16 protein-coding genes are annotated in these 14,044 nt (G+C 65.6%); 7 read left to right on the top strand and 9 right to left on the bottom strand.

What is annotated here, in order from left to right; genetic code table 11:
• Positions 1-13 precede the first annotated feature (13 nt).
• On the top strand, positions 14-619 hold the full coding sequence (locus AWC27_RS10830; protein ID WP_085670491.1) for a TetR/AcrR family transcriptional regulator: 606 nt from the start codon (positions 14-16) through the stop codon (positions 617-619).
• A 31-nt stretch (positions 620-650) separates the two neighbouring features.
• On the top strand, positions 651-2,213 hold the full coding sequence (locus AWC27_RS10825; protein WP_085670490.1) for a carboxylesterase/lipase family protein: 1,563 nt from the start codon (positions 651-653) through the stop codon (positions 2,211-2,213).
• Positions 2,214-2,266: 53 nt separating this feature from the next.
• On the opposite strand, the gene AWC27_RS10820 is transcribed toward AWC27_RS10825, so the two are convergent.
• The 5 genes from AWC27_RS10820 to AWC27_RS10800 all read right to left on the bottom strand — a co-directional run bounded on the left by AWC27_RS10820 (position 2,267) and on the right by AWC27_RS10800 (position 6,220).
• Entirely contained in the window at positions 2,267-2,959 is a 693-nt protein-coding gene (locus AWC27_RS10820; RefSeq protein ID WP_085670489.1) for a nitroreductase family protein, read from the bottom strand.
• A 16-nt stretch (positions 2,960-2,975) separates the two neighbouring features.
• Positions 2,976-4,091: a 3-beta-hydroxysteroid dehydrogenase gene (locus tag AWC27_RS10815; protein WP_085670488.1), complete on the bottom strand. Its 1,116-nt coding sequence runs from the start codon at positions 4,089-4,091 to the stop codon at positions 2,976-2,978.
• A gap of 65 nt (positions 4,092-4,156) precedes the next feature.
• Entirely contained in the window at positions 4,157-4,396 is a 240-nt protein-coding gene (locus AWC27_RS10810; protein ID WP_085670487.1) for an exodeoxyribonuclease VII small subunit, read from the bottom strand.
• Positions 4,389-5,612, bottom strand: a complete 1,224-nt coding sequence (gene xseA / locus AWC27_RS10805) for an exodeoxyribonuclease VII large subunit (protein ID WP_085670486.1) — start codon at positions 5,610-5,612, stop codon at positions 4,389-4,391. The genes AWC27_RS10810 and xseA overlap by 8 nt, the downstream gene beginning before the upstream one ends.
• On the bottom strand, positions 5,609-6,220 hold the full coding sequence (locus AWC27_RS10800) for a lipid droplet-associated protein (RefSeq protein WP_085670485.1): 612 nt from the start codon (positions 6,218-6,220) through the stop codon (positions 5,609-5,611). The genes xseA and AWC27_RS10800 overlap by 4 nt, the downstream gene beginning before the upstream one ends.
• Positions 6,221-6,319: 99 nt before the next feature.
• Here AWC27_RS10800 and AWC27_RS10795 point away from each other — a divergent pair, with 99 nt between their 5' ends.
• The gene (locus AWC27_RS10795) at positions 6,320-7,318 is read left to right on the top strand and encodes a 4-hydroxy-3-methylbut-2-enyl diphosphate reductase (RefSeq protein ID WP_085670484.1); all 999 of its coding nucleotides are present in this window, start codon (positions 6,320-6,322) and stop codon (positions 7,316-7,318) included.
• A gap of 24 nt (positions 7,319-7,342) precedes the next feature.
• Here AWC27_RS10795 and AWC27_RS10790 read toward each other — a convergent pair whose 3' ends face one another.
• Positions 7,343-8,557, bottom strand: coding sequence for a DUF6542 domain-containing protein (locus tag AWC27_RS10790; protein ID WP_085670483.1), 1,215 nt, complete (start codon positions 8,555-8,557; stop codon positions 7,343-7,345).
• Between the two features lie 84 nt (positions 8,558-8,641).
• Here AWC27_RS10790 and ychF point away from each other — a divergent pair, with 84 nt between their 5' ends.
• Positions 8,642-9,733 carry a redox-regulated ATPase YchF gene (ychF, locus tag AWC27_RS10785; RefSeq protein WP_085670482.1) on the top strand — a complete coding sequence of 364 codons (1,092 nt, stop codon included), beginning with the start codon at positions 8,642-8,644 and terminating at the stop codon, positions 9,731-9,733.
• 352 nt (positions 9,734-10,085) lie between these two features.
• Positions 10,086-10,517, top strand: a complete 432-nt coding sequence (locus tag AWC27_RS10780; protein ID WP_245846992.1) for a hypothetical protein — start codon at positions 10,086-10,088, stop codon at positions 10,515-10,517.
• Positions 10,518-10,552: 35 nt separating this feature from the next.
• Here AWC27_RS10780 and AWC27_RS10775 read toward each other — a convergent pair whose 3' ends face one another.
• Both AWC27_RS10775 and AWC27_RS10770 read right to left on the bottom strand, forming a co-directional pair.
• A complete protein-coding gene (locus tag AWC27_RS10775) occupies positions 10,553-11,725 on the bottom strand; it encodes a TolB family protein (protein ID WP_085670481.1) in 1,173 nt (390 codons plus the stop codon).
• Between the two features lie 49 nt (positions 11,726-11,774).
• Complete coding sequence (locus tag AWC27_RS10770) at positions 11,775-12,446, bottom strand: hypothetical protein (RefSeq protein WP_139836903.1); 672 nt, start codon at positions 12,444-12,446, stop codon at positions 11,775-11,777.
• Positions 12,447-12,736: 290 nt separating this feature from the next.
• Between AWC27_RS10770 and AWC27_RS10765 the strand changes: the two genes are divergently transcribed.
• Positions 12,737-13,054, top strand: coding sequence for an Mtp family mycobacterial-type pilin (locus tag AWC27_RS10765; protein ID WP_372516936.1), 318 nt, complete (start codon positions 12,737-12,739; stop codon positions 13,052-13,054).
• On the opposite strand, the gene AWC27_RS10760 is transcribed toward AWC27_RS10765, so the two are convergent.
• Positions 13,051-13,473: a DUF732 domain-containing protein gene (locus AWC27_RS10760; protein ID WP_085670478.1), complete on the bottom strand. Its 423-nt coding sequence runs from the start codon at positions 13,471-13,473 to the stop codon at positions 13,051-13,053. The two genes, AWC27_RS10765 and AWC27_RS10760, sit on opposite strands and share 4 nt — an antisense overlap.
• A 78-nt stretch (positions 13,474-13,551) precedes the next feature.
• Between AWC27_RS10760 and AWC27_RS10755 the strand changes: the two genes are divergently transcribed.
• Entirely contained in the window at positions 13,552-13,905 is a 354-nt protein-coding gene (locus AWC27_RS10755; protein ID WP_085670477.1) for a hypothetical protein, read from the top strand.
• Positions 13,906-14,044: the final 139 nt, after the last annotated feature.

Genomic DNA, 14,044 nt, shown 5'->3' with positions numbered 1-14,044 from the left:
GAGGATTGACGTCGTGCCGCAACGGTGGACCCGGGAAAGACGTCTGGAGCACACCCGAAACCTGCTGTTGGACGCCGCCGAGGAACTCTTCGCCCGCAAGGGTTTGCTCGGGGCGGCGCTGGAAGACATCGCCGATGCCGCGGGATACACCCGAGGAGCGATCTATTCGCACTTCGGCGCAAAAGAAGAGCTGTTCTTGGCCGTCATCGAACGGCAACGGCAGCGGTTCCTCGACGGATTCACCGAAATCATCGAATCGTTTCACCGGCCCAGCGACATTGATCTTGATGAACTCGCCAACCGCTGGAGGGAGATGAGCCAGGGCACCGATCGTGCGGCCCTCGGCTACGAGTTCACACTTTTTCTGTTGCGAAACCCCGACGCTCGCGAACGGCTCGCCGACCAGCGCCGCGAAACCGTGCGCTCGCTGGGCGACTTCATCAGCAAGAACGTCGCCCGCCTCGGCGCGACGCTCACCATTCCGGCCGAGACCCTGGCTCGGGTGATTCTGGCGGTCAACGACGGGATTACCCTGGGCAGTCGCATTGACGAAGAAGACCTCTACCAGCCCTACTTGCAGTTGATCATCTCCGGGATCAGCCCGCCGGCTCAGTCCTAAGACTGCCGATCGAGTCAGGAGCACCAGACGTATGGCGAGCGACAACTGTGTGGCCGAAACCCAATACGGCCCGGTCCGAGGCGCTTATCGGGGCGGCGTCGAGGGGCGCCCGCGGGTGAAGGTCTGGAAGGGCATTCGTTACGCCGCAGCGCCCCTCGGCGATCTGCGCTTCCGCGCGCCGGAACCGCCGCAGGGGTGGACCGACGTCGCCGACGCGACTGCCTTCGGGCCGGCCTGCCCGCAACCGGTTCTTCCCAACGTCCCGCTCGATCTGGGGGCGCCGCAGGGCGAGGACTGTTTGCGGCTGAACATCTGGGCGCCTGCTGACAGCGGGCCGGGCGACGGAAAGCCCGTGATGGTATGGCTGCACGGTGGTGCCTACGTCTTGGGATCGGGCAGCCAGCCGCTCTACGACGGCCGCAGGTTGGCCAGCAGCGGCGACCTCGTGGTCGTCACGGTCAACTACCGCCTGGGCGTGCTGGGCTTCGCTGACTTCTCGTCGTTCGGCACTGAGCGGCGACGGTTCGACTCCAACATCGGACTGCGTGACGTTCTGGCCGCGTTGGCCTGGGTTCGCGACAACATCGCGGCGTTCGGCGGCGATCCCGACAATGTCACATTGTTCGGTGAATCCGCCGGCGCGGGGCTCGTCACCACGATGCTGGCAACTCCAGCGGCCGCGGGTCTGTTTGCAGGCGCTATCGCGCAGAGCTCACCCGCCACTTCTGTGTACGACCGGGACAGGGCCCGGCGCGTTGCCGTAAGCATTCTCGACAAGTTGGGGATCGGCCCGGCCGATGTGGCGGAGTTGCCAGCGGTGCCGACTGCGGCGATCGTCGCCGCGGCGCACGAGGTGTTCAACGAAGTGCCCGTTCGCAACCCTGGCACGCTGGCGTTCGTCCCGATCGTCGACGGGGATCTGCTGCACGACTACCCGGTCAAGGTCGCCCAGGAGGGTCGCTCACACCCGGTCCCGTTGATCGTCGGCACGAATAGGCATGAGGCGGCGCTGTTTCGCTGGATGCGGTCGCCGCTGATGCCGATCACTCCGCACGCGATCACTTCGATGTTCGCCCAGATCGCGGCCGAGCAGCCCGACTTGCAATTGCCGACCGAAGACGAGATCGGATCGGCATACTCGCGGATACGCCGTAGGGCAAGGCCGTTGAGCATCGCCACCGATGTCGGCTTCCGCATGCCGACAGTGTGGTTTGCCGAGGGGCACAGCAAGGTGGCGCCGGTCTATCTTTACCGGTTCGACTACTCGACGCCGGTGCTGAAGCTGCTGTTGGTCCGGGCTGCCCATGCCACCGAATTGCCTTATGTGTGGGGCAATCTCGGGGGACCCAAGGACCCCACACTGAAGCTCGGCGGCGCCAAGACCGCCCGGGCGGTGGGCAGCAGGGTTCAGACTCGGTGGATCAACTTCGCCACCCAGGCCAAGCCCGCCGGCCCGGCCGGTGAACCGGACTGGCCGCCCTACGAAGCAACCGACCGCGCCTGCCTGATCATCGACAATCGCGACACGCTGGTGAGCGACGTCGACGGTCGCATCCGGGCCGCCTGGGGTAACGAGATGGTGGGCTTCCGCTAGCCGCCTGCTCGCATGCCGCTACCGCGACGCTTTTTGACCGCGACTAACGCCCATCACGCCTGCAGCCATGCGCGGTTGCCGTACCCGTCGAGGTGTGCCACTTCCTCGACCGGCTTGCGGGTCGTCGGCCCGTAGCGCCCGCGCGGCCAGCCAAGCGGCACAACGCAGCACGGCGTGATCGTCACCGGCAGGCCCAGGATGCGGCGCGCCGAGGTCACGCTCCACAGCGGCAGGGTGATCAGCGACGCGCCCAGCCCCATGGCGCGCGCCGCCAACAGCAGGTTCTGCACACTCGGGTAGATCGACCCGAAATAGGACGAGTCGGCCAAGAACGGATTCGGCAGGTAGGGCACCCGCATACCCCCGCGCAAGCAGGGCACGACCAGCACCGGGAGTTCGGTGAAGTGGTCGATCTGCCATTGCGTCGCACGCAGGCTCTTCAGCGTCTCGTTGGGCGCGATGCGCTTGGCCAGTGGCCCGTACACCGCCCAGGCCTGGCGATAGCGCCTGGCCAGCTTCTCCTTAACTGCGCGGTCCTTGACGACGACGTATTCCCAGTTCTGGTCGTTGGAACTGACCGGTGCGCGCAGGGCCAACTCGATGCACTTGAGCACGACCGCGTCGTCGACCGGGTCGGGAAGCAGCCGGCGCACCGCGCGCTGGGTCATCATCGCGTCTCGCAGCGGCATGTCCAGCCGGGAAAAAGCGTCGTCGGTAGTGGGTATCGAGCTCACTTCGTCGGGCATTAGCGTCGGTGAACTTCTACCGCGATCCGCTCACCGCCGGCTTGGCTGTGCCGTTTTTGGCCGCGACGGCCTCGGCCTTCATCTGCTTGAACATTCCTACGTAGTAGGGCAGGCATTCGGCCAGCGCCTGTTCGGTGGTGAACAGCGGCTCATAGCCAAGGTCGCGGCGGGCCTTGTCGATCGAGAAGTAGTTGTCCAGGGAAATCCGTTCGATGGCCAGCGGCTCGATCAACGGCGCCGGAAACCCGAACTGGAAGTGCAGCCGCTCCCATGCGGTCATCACCCCTTTGACCAACGGCCCGGAAATCCGCATCCGGGGCCACTTTTCGCCGCAGGCCTCGACCACCGGCCGGGCGAATTCGAACATGTTGACCGGCTCGGCATCATTGATGAAGTAGGCCTCACCGGGCGCCGTGCCGCCGGGCACCAGATGCTCGCCGGCCAGGATGAAACCGTGAATGAGGTTGTGCACGTAGGAGTTATCCAGCAGCACCGACTTGCGGCCGACGAGCACCTTGACGTGGCCTTTGATCACGCTTTCGAAAAGCTTGCGAAACATCGTCTGGTCGCCGGTGCCCCAGATGCCGCTGGGCCGGATCGCACACGTCAGCATGCCGTCAACACCGTTCTGTCCCAATACGAATCGCTCCGCAACCACCTTGGTCTCGGTGTAGAGATCATTGAAACGGGTGGTGTAGGGCATAGTCTCGTCGCCATTGGCGATGTTCTGGCCGCCCATCACCACGCTGTTGGATGCGGTGTAGACGAACCGCTTCACACCGGCCTTCTGCGCGGCGTGCACCAGGTTTTCGGTGCCGCCGACGTTGACCGAGAAGCTGCGCTGCCGATATTCCTTGGTTACCGATGCCCCGCCCATCAGGTCGATGATCGCCGCGGTGTGGATGACGGTGTCGATGCCGTCGACGGCTGCCGTGCAGGTGGCTGCGTCGGTGATATCGCCTTGTAGCACTTCCAGCTGGGGATGCTGTGCCAGCGGTGACGGCGCCCGGTCGAAGGAACGTACTTTGTGTCCCCGTTCGAGCAAGGTGGTGACCAGATTGGCGCCCACGAAACCTGAGCCGCCGGTGACCAGGACGCTGCCGAGTTCGGTTGTCAGTGATGCATCACCCATCGGCGAAGCATAACTAAAACGTGTTCCAGTCCGGAATAAGGATGGACGGCCGAAATCCCACCGGGTCAGGTTTGATCGCGTTCCCCCGCGGATAGCGCGTCGGTCACTCGCTGGCGTGCGCCAGCTAAGTGTTCCTCACAGCGTTTGGCTAGCTGTTCGCCCCTTTCCCAAAGTCGTAGCGACGCGTCGAGATCGAGCCCGCCCTGCTCGAGCAGGCGCACGACGTCGATCAGCTCGTCGCGGCAAGCTTCATAGCCAAGCTGACTAATGGGCGTAATGGATCCAGGTTTGTCTTCGTCAGCCATCGCTGCGCCCCTCGCTCATTGCGGTCAGTGCACCGTCGGCAACCCGCACGCGCAATCTGATGCCCGCCGGTGCGTCTTCGACCGAGCGCAGCACTTGCGGTGCCGAGGCGTCCGGAACCGCCTGCACCACTGCGTAACCGCGCGCCAGCGTGGCGGCCGGCCCCAAGGTGGCCAACCGCGCCGACAGGTGGCCGACGCGGTCGGTCTCGGCGGCGACCAGCCGGGTGATGTCGCGACGCAGCGCCGAGCGGGCGCGATGCACTTCCTCGGCGCGTACCGTCAGTGCTTTGTGCGGATCGGCCAGCACCGGGCGGCTGCGCAATTGCGCCAGCGCCCGTTCTTCCCGGGTGACCCAGTTGCGCAGTGCCTGGGCGCTGCGCCGGCGCAAGTCGTCAATGAGCCGTTGCTCGGCGACGGTATCGGGGACCACCTTCTTGGCCGCGTCGGTGGGAGTGGCGGCCCGCAGATCGGCGACCAGATCGCACAGCGGGTTATCGGGTTCGTGGCCGACGGCGCTGATCACCGGGGTGCGGCAGGCCGCGATGGCGCGGCACAGGGTCTCGTCGGAAAACGGCAGCAGGTCTTCGACGCTGCCGCCGCCACGAGCCACGACGATCACGTCGACCTCTCGGTCATGATCGAGTTCGCGTAGCGCCTCGACGATCTGGACGACGGCGTTGGGTCCCTGCACCGCGGTGTTGCGGACGGCGAATCGCACCGCGGCCCAGCGTGCGGTGGCCACCGTCGTCACGTCGCGCTCGGCGGCGCTGGCGCGGCCGGTGATGAGCCCGATTGTGTTGGGCAGGAACGGAATTGGGCGCTTGAGTCGCGGGTCGAAGAGCCCTTCGGCGTCCAGCAGACGGCGCAGCCGATCGATGCGGGCCAGCAGCTCGCCCACGCCGACGGCGCGAATCTCGCTGAGCCGCAACGAGAATGTGCCGCGTCCGGTGTAGAACGAGGGCTTGCCGCAGACAACCACCTGGGTGCCTTCGGTGAGCTTCACCGGCGCGGCCAGTACCAGGTCGCGTGAACAGGTCACCGACAGGGACATGTCGGCGGCCGGGTCGCGCAGCACCATGAACACCGTGCTGGAGTTAGGCCGCATGGTGATCTGAGCCAACTGGCCCTCGACCCAGACAGTGCCCAGTTTGTCGATCCAGCCCGCGACGCGGATGGCTACCGCGCGAACCGGGAACGGGTTCTCGGCCGAATTCACTTCGCGGTCGCGCGGGTGATCCTGTTGGCGAGCAGCGTCTGGAACGGGGCACGGGCCTTGGTGGCCTGCTCGTAGGCCAGCAGGGCTTCCAGCTCGGCGACATCCAGCGACTGCAACCGCGCTCGCAGCTGAGCCAGGGTCAGCGCCGGATAGTCGAGTTCAGTGGCCACCGCCGGCGCCGGAACGGCCGGGCCGGCCGGTTTCTTCGGCTTCTTGGTGGGCAGCGGCGCGGTGGGGGAGTCGGCTTGGCCGGCATCAGCCGTGTCGGAGACCGAGTACAGCGCGAACCGTCCTTCGGCCCGGCCTCCGGCGTCGATACCGTCGATACCGGGCAACGGGAAGGAACCCCCTTCCAGAGCTTCCAGGTCCTCGTCGAAGGTCGCCCACTCCGGCTGCTCGTCCTTGGGCGGAAACAGCGATTCCAGCGTGCTGTCACCCTTGATCACCAGCTCGGCCAGGTTCTGCTGGAACCGCATCACGATGTGCGCCGCCGTGCTCACCAGCGTCATCGGGTACATCAGGATGGTTCGCGGTAGCTTCATCGTCTCCTCAACGGCGACCGTCGCCGCGCCGACAATTAGCCGAACCCCATACGGTGCAGTAGCCATGAACCCAAGACTGCCTCAACCGGCGGCTAAGTCCAAGCTGGGGGCTCCCAGCGGGCGGGCGCGTGTCCTAAAAGGACGCCAGAACGTACCCTGGATGCCATGGTTCCGACTATCGACATGGGGATTCCGGGTGCCTCGAGCTCGGTAGCCGACTCGCCGACCCGTAAACGGGTGCTGCTGGCCGAGCCGCGCGGCTATTGCGCGGGAGTGGATCGGGCCGTCGAAACTGTCGAGCGCGCGCTGGAAAAGCACGGCGCTCCGGTCTACGTCCGCCACGAGATCGTGCACAACCGCCACGTGGTTGACACCCTGGCGAAGGCCGGTGCGGTGTTCGTCGAGGAGACCGACCAGGTTCCCGAGGGCGCCATCGTCGTCTTTTCTGCGCACGGTGTGGCGCCGACGGTGTACGCGGCCGCGGCCGAACGTAACCTGCAGACCATCGATGCCACCTGCCCGCTGGTCACCAAGGTGCACAACGAGGCCAGGCGCTTCGCCCGCGACGACTTCGACATCCTGCTGATCGGCCACGAGGGCCACGAAGAAGTGGTCGGCACCGCCGGGGAGGCTCCCGACCACGTGCAGCTGGTCGACGGGGTGGATTCCGTCGATAGGGTGACGGTGCGCGACGAGGACAAAGTGGTTTGGCTGTCACAGACCACGTTGTCGGTCGACGAGACGATGGAGATCGTCGAGCGGCTGCGGGAGCGTTTTCCCAAGCTGCAGGATCCGCCCAGCGATGACATCTGCTACGCGACGCAGAACCGGCAGGTCGCGGTCAAGGCGATGGCACCCGAGTGCGAGCTGGTGATCGTCGTCGGCTCCCGTAATTCGTCGAACTCGGTGCGGCTGGTCGAGGTGGCGCTGGGCGCGGGCTCGCGGTCCGCCCACTTGGTCGATTGGGCCGACGACATCGACCCGGAGTGGCTGCAGGGAGTGCAGACCGTCGGCGTCACGTCCGGGGCCTCGGTCCCCGAGGTGCTGGTGCGCGGCGTCCTGGAACGGCTGGCCGAATTCGGCTACGACATGGTGCAGCCGGTGACGACGGCCAACGAGACGCTGGTGTTCGCCCTGCCGCGGGAAATCCGGGCACCGCGGTAGCACCCCAATAGAGCTCGATAGCGCTCAGACGTCGTATTCCCAGGATTCGGCCTGGGGCTGGCGTGGCGGCCGCGGCCGGCTGCGGCGTTCTGCGCGCGGGTCCTGACGCTCGGCGCGGGGCTCGCTTCTCGGAGTTGAGCCGCGATAGCGCACCTGCGAGATCGGATGGTGTGACGGGTTGGTGCTGTTCGTGGGCGCGGCCCGGCGGCGCGGGGGCTCGTAGGGCTCATACGGCTCATACGGCTCGTAGGAGGGCCCGTTGCGCCGGTTGGAAGGCGCCGTGGGCCGGGGCTGCTCGGGTGGCTCGTAGACGTCATAGGGATCGAACCTGCTGCTACGTGGCGCAGGCCGCTCGTAGGGGCTGCGCCGCGCGTGCGGGTCGCGGCGCATCTCCCGCGGCGGCTGGGCACGCAGGTCCGGTTCGCTCGGTGGCCGCGGACGGCGGGCCCGGCGCGGCGGGTCGCCGGGATCGTAATCGCGCGCTTGCGGGGCATATCTGCGGCTCTGCTGGCGCCGCTGCTGTCGCTGCGGATCGGCCGGTGCCTCGCCGTTCTCCAAGCCATCCTCTAACGGTGGCCGGGCGTGGCGGGACCGGGTGCGGTTGGGGCGCTTGGCGTTTCGACTGCTCCGCGTGCTCCGGCTGGTTCTGGAAGTCCGGCCGACGGCGTGCGTGGGCTGTGCTGGGACCTCGTCTTCGGTGTCGTCTGGGTCGCGTGCCAGCAGCCCGCTGAGTTTCGCGATGAGACCGCTGAGCACCGACGCCCGTTCGGTACCTTGCTCGCTGGTATCGGCGGCGTCTGTGGCCTGGCGCTGGCTCATGCCGAAGTACCACCTGGCCAGCCCGATCAGCAGCACACCGCCGGCGGTGCCCAGCATCAACGGGAACCGCTCGATGAGCGGATAACCGCAGTTGATCAGGAGGTCTTTGAATTTGTCGACTTTGCCACCGTGAAACAGCCAATACGAGCCGGGCACCGCGCAGAAAAGTATCAGCGGCGGCTGGATGACCGCGGTGAAGATGCCCGACTGCCGCACGGCCAGCACCGCCGCCAGGCAGCCGGCGACGTAGAGGCCGGCGAAACTGTGGGTCAGCTCCTTGTGGCCGGCGTCGATCAGGTAGCCCACTAGCGTCGCGGTGGTTGCGATGAGAACGGCACCCCACCACGGGACACCTGGGATATTCGGGATGATCGAGCGGTGGTTCGGCTCCACCGCTGACTTCGCCCGCTGCGCTGACACATGTTGACCGTACCGGCTCAGAGCCGAAAGCCCCGTATATAGCTGGGCAGCCGTTGTTGGCGTGCCCCCTAGACTTGCCGTTTTGTGAGCTTGAGTCTGGGAATCGTGGGTCTGCCCAATGTCGGCAAGTCGACCCTTTTCAACGCACTGACCCGGAACAACGTGGTGGCGGCCAACTATCCGTTCGCGACGATCGAACCGAACGAAGGTGTGGTTTCGCTGCCCGATCCGCGGCTGGACAAGCTGGCGGAGCTGTTCGGTTCGGAGCGCATCGTCGCGGCGCCGGTGACGTTTGTGGATATCGCCGGCCTGGTCAAAGGTGCGTCGGAAGGCGCGGGGCTGGGGAACAAGTTCCTGGCCCACATCCGCGAATGCGACGCCATCTGCCAGGTGGTTCGGGTGTTCGCCGATGATGATGTGACGCACGTCGCTGGAGAGGTCGACCCTCGCTCCGACATCGAGGTCGTCGAAACCGAGCTGATCCTGGCGGATATGCAAACTCTGGAGCGCGCACTGCCGCGGCTGGAGAAGGAAGCCCGCACCAACAAGGAGCGCAAGCCCGCTTATGAGGCGGCCGCTGCTGCCCAGCAGGTGCTCGACGGCGGCAAGACGCTTTTCGCCGCGGGAGCGGACACCGCCGTGCTGCGAGAGCTGAACCTATTGACCACCAAGCCGTTTCTCTATGTGTTCAACTCCGACGAGGCGGTGCTGACCGACGCGGCACGAGTGGCTGAATTGCGCGAACTGGTCGCGCCGGCCGACGCGGTATTCCTCGACGCTGCAATCGAATCCGAGCTCACCGAACTGGACGACGAGTCCGCTGCGGAGCTACTGGAGTCGATCGGTCAGACCGAGCGGGGCCTGGATGCGTTGGCGCGGGCGGGTTTTCACACGCTGAAGTTGCAGACCTTCCTGACCGCCGGCCCAAAGGAGGCGCGGGCGTGGGTGATTCACCAGGGTGACACCGCGCCCAAGGCCGCCGGGGTGATCCACACCGACTTCGAAAAGGGCTTCATCAAGGCCGAGATCGTGTCGTATGAGGACTTGATCGCCGCGGGGTCCATGGCGGCGGCCAAGGCGGCCGGCAAGGTCCGGATGGAAGGCAAGGAGTACGTGATGGCCGACGGTGACGTGGTGGAGTTCCGGCACGGAGCAACAACTAAGCCCGCTAAATAGGGTTTTCCGTCGTGCTTCGGCTTTCCTCGACGTCCGGCGAGAGGTTGCGGCGGGTGCATTAAGCAGCGCAGGCGGTACGACAGCAGATACAAACTGGACGCACCCTGCGGGACGCGCTGTGCTCGCCGAATTCCGCGGTGAGTGTGGCGCCCATGCGGCCCCGTTCAACCCTGATGGCAGATACCGCAGCGTAGGCGTCAGAATCCACCGCATCTGCCGTTTTAGACGGGTTCGGGTAGGGACTTACGACCCCCCTTTCGGGGACCAAAAGGAGCCGCATTTCGCTCGAACCGCTGATTACGGTGAATCAGTGTTGGAGTGGCGTTCCTGCGTCCCCGTCATACTGGGCACATTGGCGATCTTGGTCGTCCCGTCGGTGGCCGCGGCACCCGGGGATGACAACAGCCCACCAATGGAAGACCTGGACGTCTATCCGCTGGCCCCGGGCACCTACAGGTCCTCCATTTTCTCCTGGGTTTACTTCAAGACGCCCGATGGGCGGTCATGTGGGATGGCGCCCAACGGCGGCCCGATCGGATGCGACGCGGTGCCGGCCGACGCACCACCGGGGACCAACCAAACCTTCGCCGACGCTGTCCATCCCGCCCAATACCGCCATTCCGACACCCGGACCTTCACCGGCAACTTCCCCGTGCTGCCCGCGGGGTACCGGGTACAGACCTTGGGCGCGGCCTGTGCGATCGACAACCAGGGGGCGGTGCACTGCCGGACCGAGGGGAATCACGGCTTCATCCTGTCGACTGAACATGGTGTGCTGTGGTAGCAGCTCAGAGATAACGCCTGCAGCGGCCGATGGGCTCATCGTGGACTTGGCGCCCAGGCGAATGCGTCCACCTCCGTGTCGACATGCCTGGGGCTGCGGTCCTCCGGATCGGTTACCACCAGCCCGCTATGCGGTGAGGTGTCGAGGTAGGCGACCAGGTCCTCGACGCTCCAAGCGGGCCCCTGAGCAGTGGCCGTGACGTCGGTGACCGTTGTGCGCGGGACGGACGAACCCTTGTCGAGAACCTCGATCGCCTTCGACTTGTCGTCAGCGCCCTGCGTGGTGAATGCCACAGCGCCGGAATTCAAGGCCGCGATGTCGCTGTAGTACGAACCAGGCTTAGTGAGCAACGGAGTGGGAGTGGAAGGCTTTCCGCCGGATCCGCTGGAGACTGCTGCGGCGTAGATGCCGCCGGGTCGGACCGCGAAGGGGGCAGAGTCGACGTCGGAATCCGATACGTCGCCGTTGGCGAACAATATCGACTGTCCGTCCTTGGCATAGGTCATCGAGAAGGCGTTGGTGTCGATGGCGACGGGCGTCGAGGCGCCACCGACGGTCAGTGCATTGATGGAGACGGGCCGTACGTCGCTGCGTGCCTCCGCCCAGGCGATGTGGCTGCCGTCGGGTGCCCAGGCGAAGTTGGATGCGGCGAATAACCGTTGCTGTGTCGACATCAGGGCACCCGTGTCGGCGGCTGCGAGGAGCAAGAGCCCTCCGTCGACCATCCCATCGTTGGTGTTGTCGATGAAGGCGATGTGTTGTCCTGCGGGTGACCATCGGGGACTGGCGATCATCGCGGATGAGTTCCCGGTGCCGTGCGGAAGGGTGGCTGGGTTCACCAGTCGCCGGGGTGGCCCGACGGGTGCGAGTTGCGGCGACAGGTCGAGCACCCATAACTCACCGCCGTATGCGGAGGCTGCCGTCTTGCGGACGAACGCTACATGCGAGAGGTCCGGGGATGGTGCGGGCTGGGTGTCCGCTGGTCCGTCCGTCAGTTTGCGGCCAGGTGTGCCTGCGGGTTGGCTGACGTATAGCGACCCCGACTTGGTGTAGAAGAGAGCAGCAGTCGGCTTGATGGTCGGGCCGGTTGTCGCGGACATCGACGTGGGCGGCGGGGCGGCGGGGCGGGACTTGCCCGCCGAATCACATGCGGCCAGAGCCAGGACGGCCAGCAGGGCAACCCACCGACGACGACGGTGCCGGATCATGGCGACTTAGCTTCTCTCGAACGAAGGGTGTGCATCAGCCCCGGGTGTCTCATCCCTGCGATTGCCCCTGATGCGTGCCGTCGACGTAGTCATCACACACCTTCTTGTGCTTGTTGTCTTCGAAGCAACAGCTTGAATAATGGATTCCTGCATCACCGCTCCAAGCGGAGAATGTGCCGCCGGAGGCTGCGCAATCGCTCTGAATCTGCTGCGTCCGGACCCAATTGAACAGGCTGGTCGGGTACGCCTGACCTTGATATCCAACGTATGCCACACCGAGGAAGTGGGCGGCATCTCGCGTCCACGCCACGGCCCCGTCTCTGGCCTGCCAGTCGGGGCCGGTTCCGCGCCCGCATGCGATAAAGCCGTACTGCTTACCGTCCGATCCCACCACCGCACTGGCGTCCGACGAGTGCATCCCAGGGCATGTCGCGGGCGCCCAGCCCGAACTTTTCAAGTAAGCGGTGAACGCATCATGCATCCCGCTGTAGTCGCTGAACAGCCAGTAGGTCGCGGACGTCGGGCCGTCGGGCAGGGAATTCTCCCCGCAGCTCACCGCGGCTAGTGCGCCCGCTGCATTGAGCGGTTTGCACGAGTCGCTGGCATAGCCCGCCGGCAGCATTTTCATCAAGTCGGATAACGGATCGGCGCCAGCCGGCGCAGCCGCACCGATCGCGGCGACGACGAGAGCCGCAGCTATGCATGATGATGCGCGAGGCATGGAGCTCATGTTCGGCCCGTGCAGGGTCCCCGCCATAGGGACTTTGGCCCCTCACGCGTGCCCCTTAATGCCCTACGCGAAAACGAAGCGCAGCCGGCATCGGCGATCCACCGACCCTGATTCTTGCGCCACGAGACTCGCCGACGCCGATGGACGTGGTCACCCCGACTATTACTCAGCGGCCGAAGGCGATTCGCTTCCCGGTAAAGGGTCAATCTATGAAGATGTCGACTGTAAAGCGAACGAGGCCGTGGCTGGGGCGGTCAGCGAGAGTGCTGGTGGGTGCTGGGATGGTGTTATCCGGTTTCGGATTCGCCGGCGTCCCGTGGGCTGAAGCGTCCCCGGCTCCCAGCTATCACTGGTGCCCGGGTGATCAATGGGATCCGGGCTGGGACACCGTTTACAACTGGAACTGGACTCAGTGCCACGACTGGCAAGGCCGGCCCGGCCAGAGCGGCCCGGCGGGCTGGGGGCCGTGGGGGCCTCCGCCGGGGTGGGCGCCGCCGCAACCACCTCCACCGCCCTGGGCGCCGGGGGCTCAGCTGATGTGGAACCCGACTGCCGCCGCGTGGGGATTCTGGAACAACGGAATATTCACTCCGGTCTAAGCAAACGCCTGCTCTTGTACGCCGGCCGGCTGCACTGATTGGGTGGGTGACGGCGAGGGAGCTGTGCTGGGGGCGGTCGGGGCCTTGCTCGGAAGGCTAGGGGGAGCCAGCGAACCGTATTGGGGACAGTAGGCCTGGATGGCGGCGCCGGTGAAGTAGGCAGCGTTGAGCGGTGGCCAGTCGGTGGCCTTGGTGACCTTGGTGATCAGATCCGCGTTGCTGGTTTTGGGGTTATCGCGCAGGGCCGCGCAGACAACGGTTTTCGCGACCTGGATTGCTTTTTCGGGCGGGCCGTAATTCATGCCGGAGGTGTTGAGGTTGGTGATGAATGCGTCGTCGGTGGCGTCCGCGTAGGCCGGCGCTGCCAACCCGACGAGCCCGGCGAATACGGCTAGCAACGCGATGGCTCTTAACACCATGGTTCCCCTTGATCGAATTCCGCGGCCTTCGGTGACCAGCTATTTTACCTAGCAGCCGGCGCGTGGTTAGGTGAATATATGGTCGCCGCCGACCCTATCGGTGAACTCGATCGCCGCGCAGCTGAGTTGGATGAGCGCGAAGAGGCTTTGGTCCGGCGTGAGATTGAGCTCGCGCGGCGCGAGCGGATCGCCGACGAACGAGATCGCCTCGCCGATGAGCGGGATCGAATCGCAGACGATCGTGAACAGCTCGCGGACGATCGAGAGTTGCGCGCGGACGCGCGCGAGGGTGTGACGGCACAGCGCGAGCGCGACCGGTTACGACGCGCTGACGAGCGCACGGAGCGCGAGCAAGCCGCTGCCGGACGGGAGAACGCTGAAATCAGGCGGGCGGTGGCGGAAACGCGCCGCCGCACCGAAGTCGTTCCTTAAGCGCTGAACGCCACGTCAGTCACACCCGTCACTGCGAGGAGTTGCAGGGACGGTTTCCAAACGCGATATGAGTCCGCTGAATAAATCGGCGTGGCGGTCGGGTGTGGTCGTGTGTTGTCGTTGATGATTCTGGTGTGCA

The organism is Mycobacterium szulgai (assembly GCF_002116635.1).
Taxonomy (GTDB): Bacteria; Actinomycetota; Actinomycetes; order Mycobacteriales; family Mycobacteriaceae; genus Mycobacterium; species Mycobacterium szulgai.
Note: the sequence above shows the minus strand (reverse complement) of the source record. Positions and strands in the feature narration are given on the sequence as shown.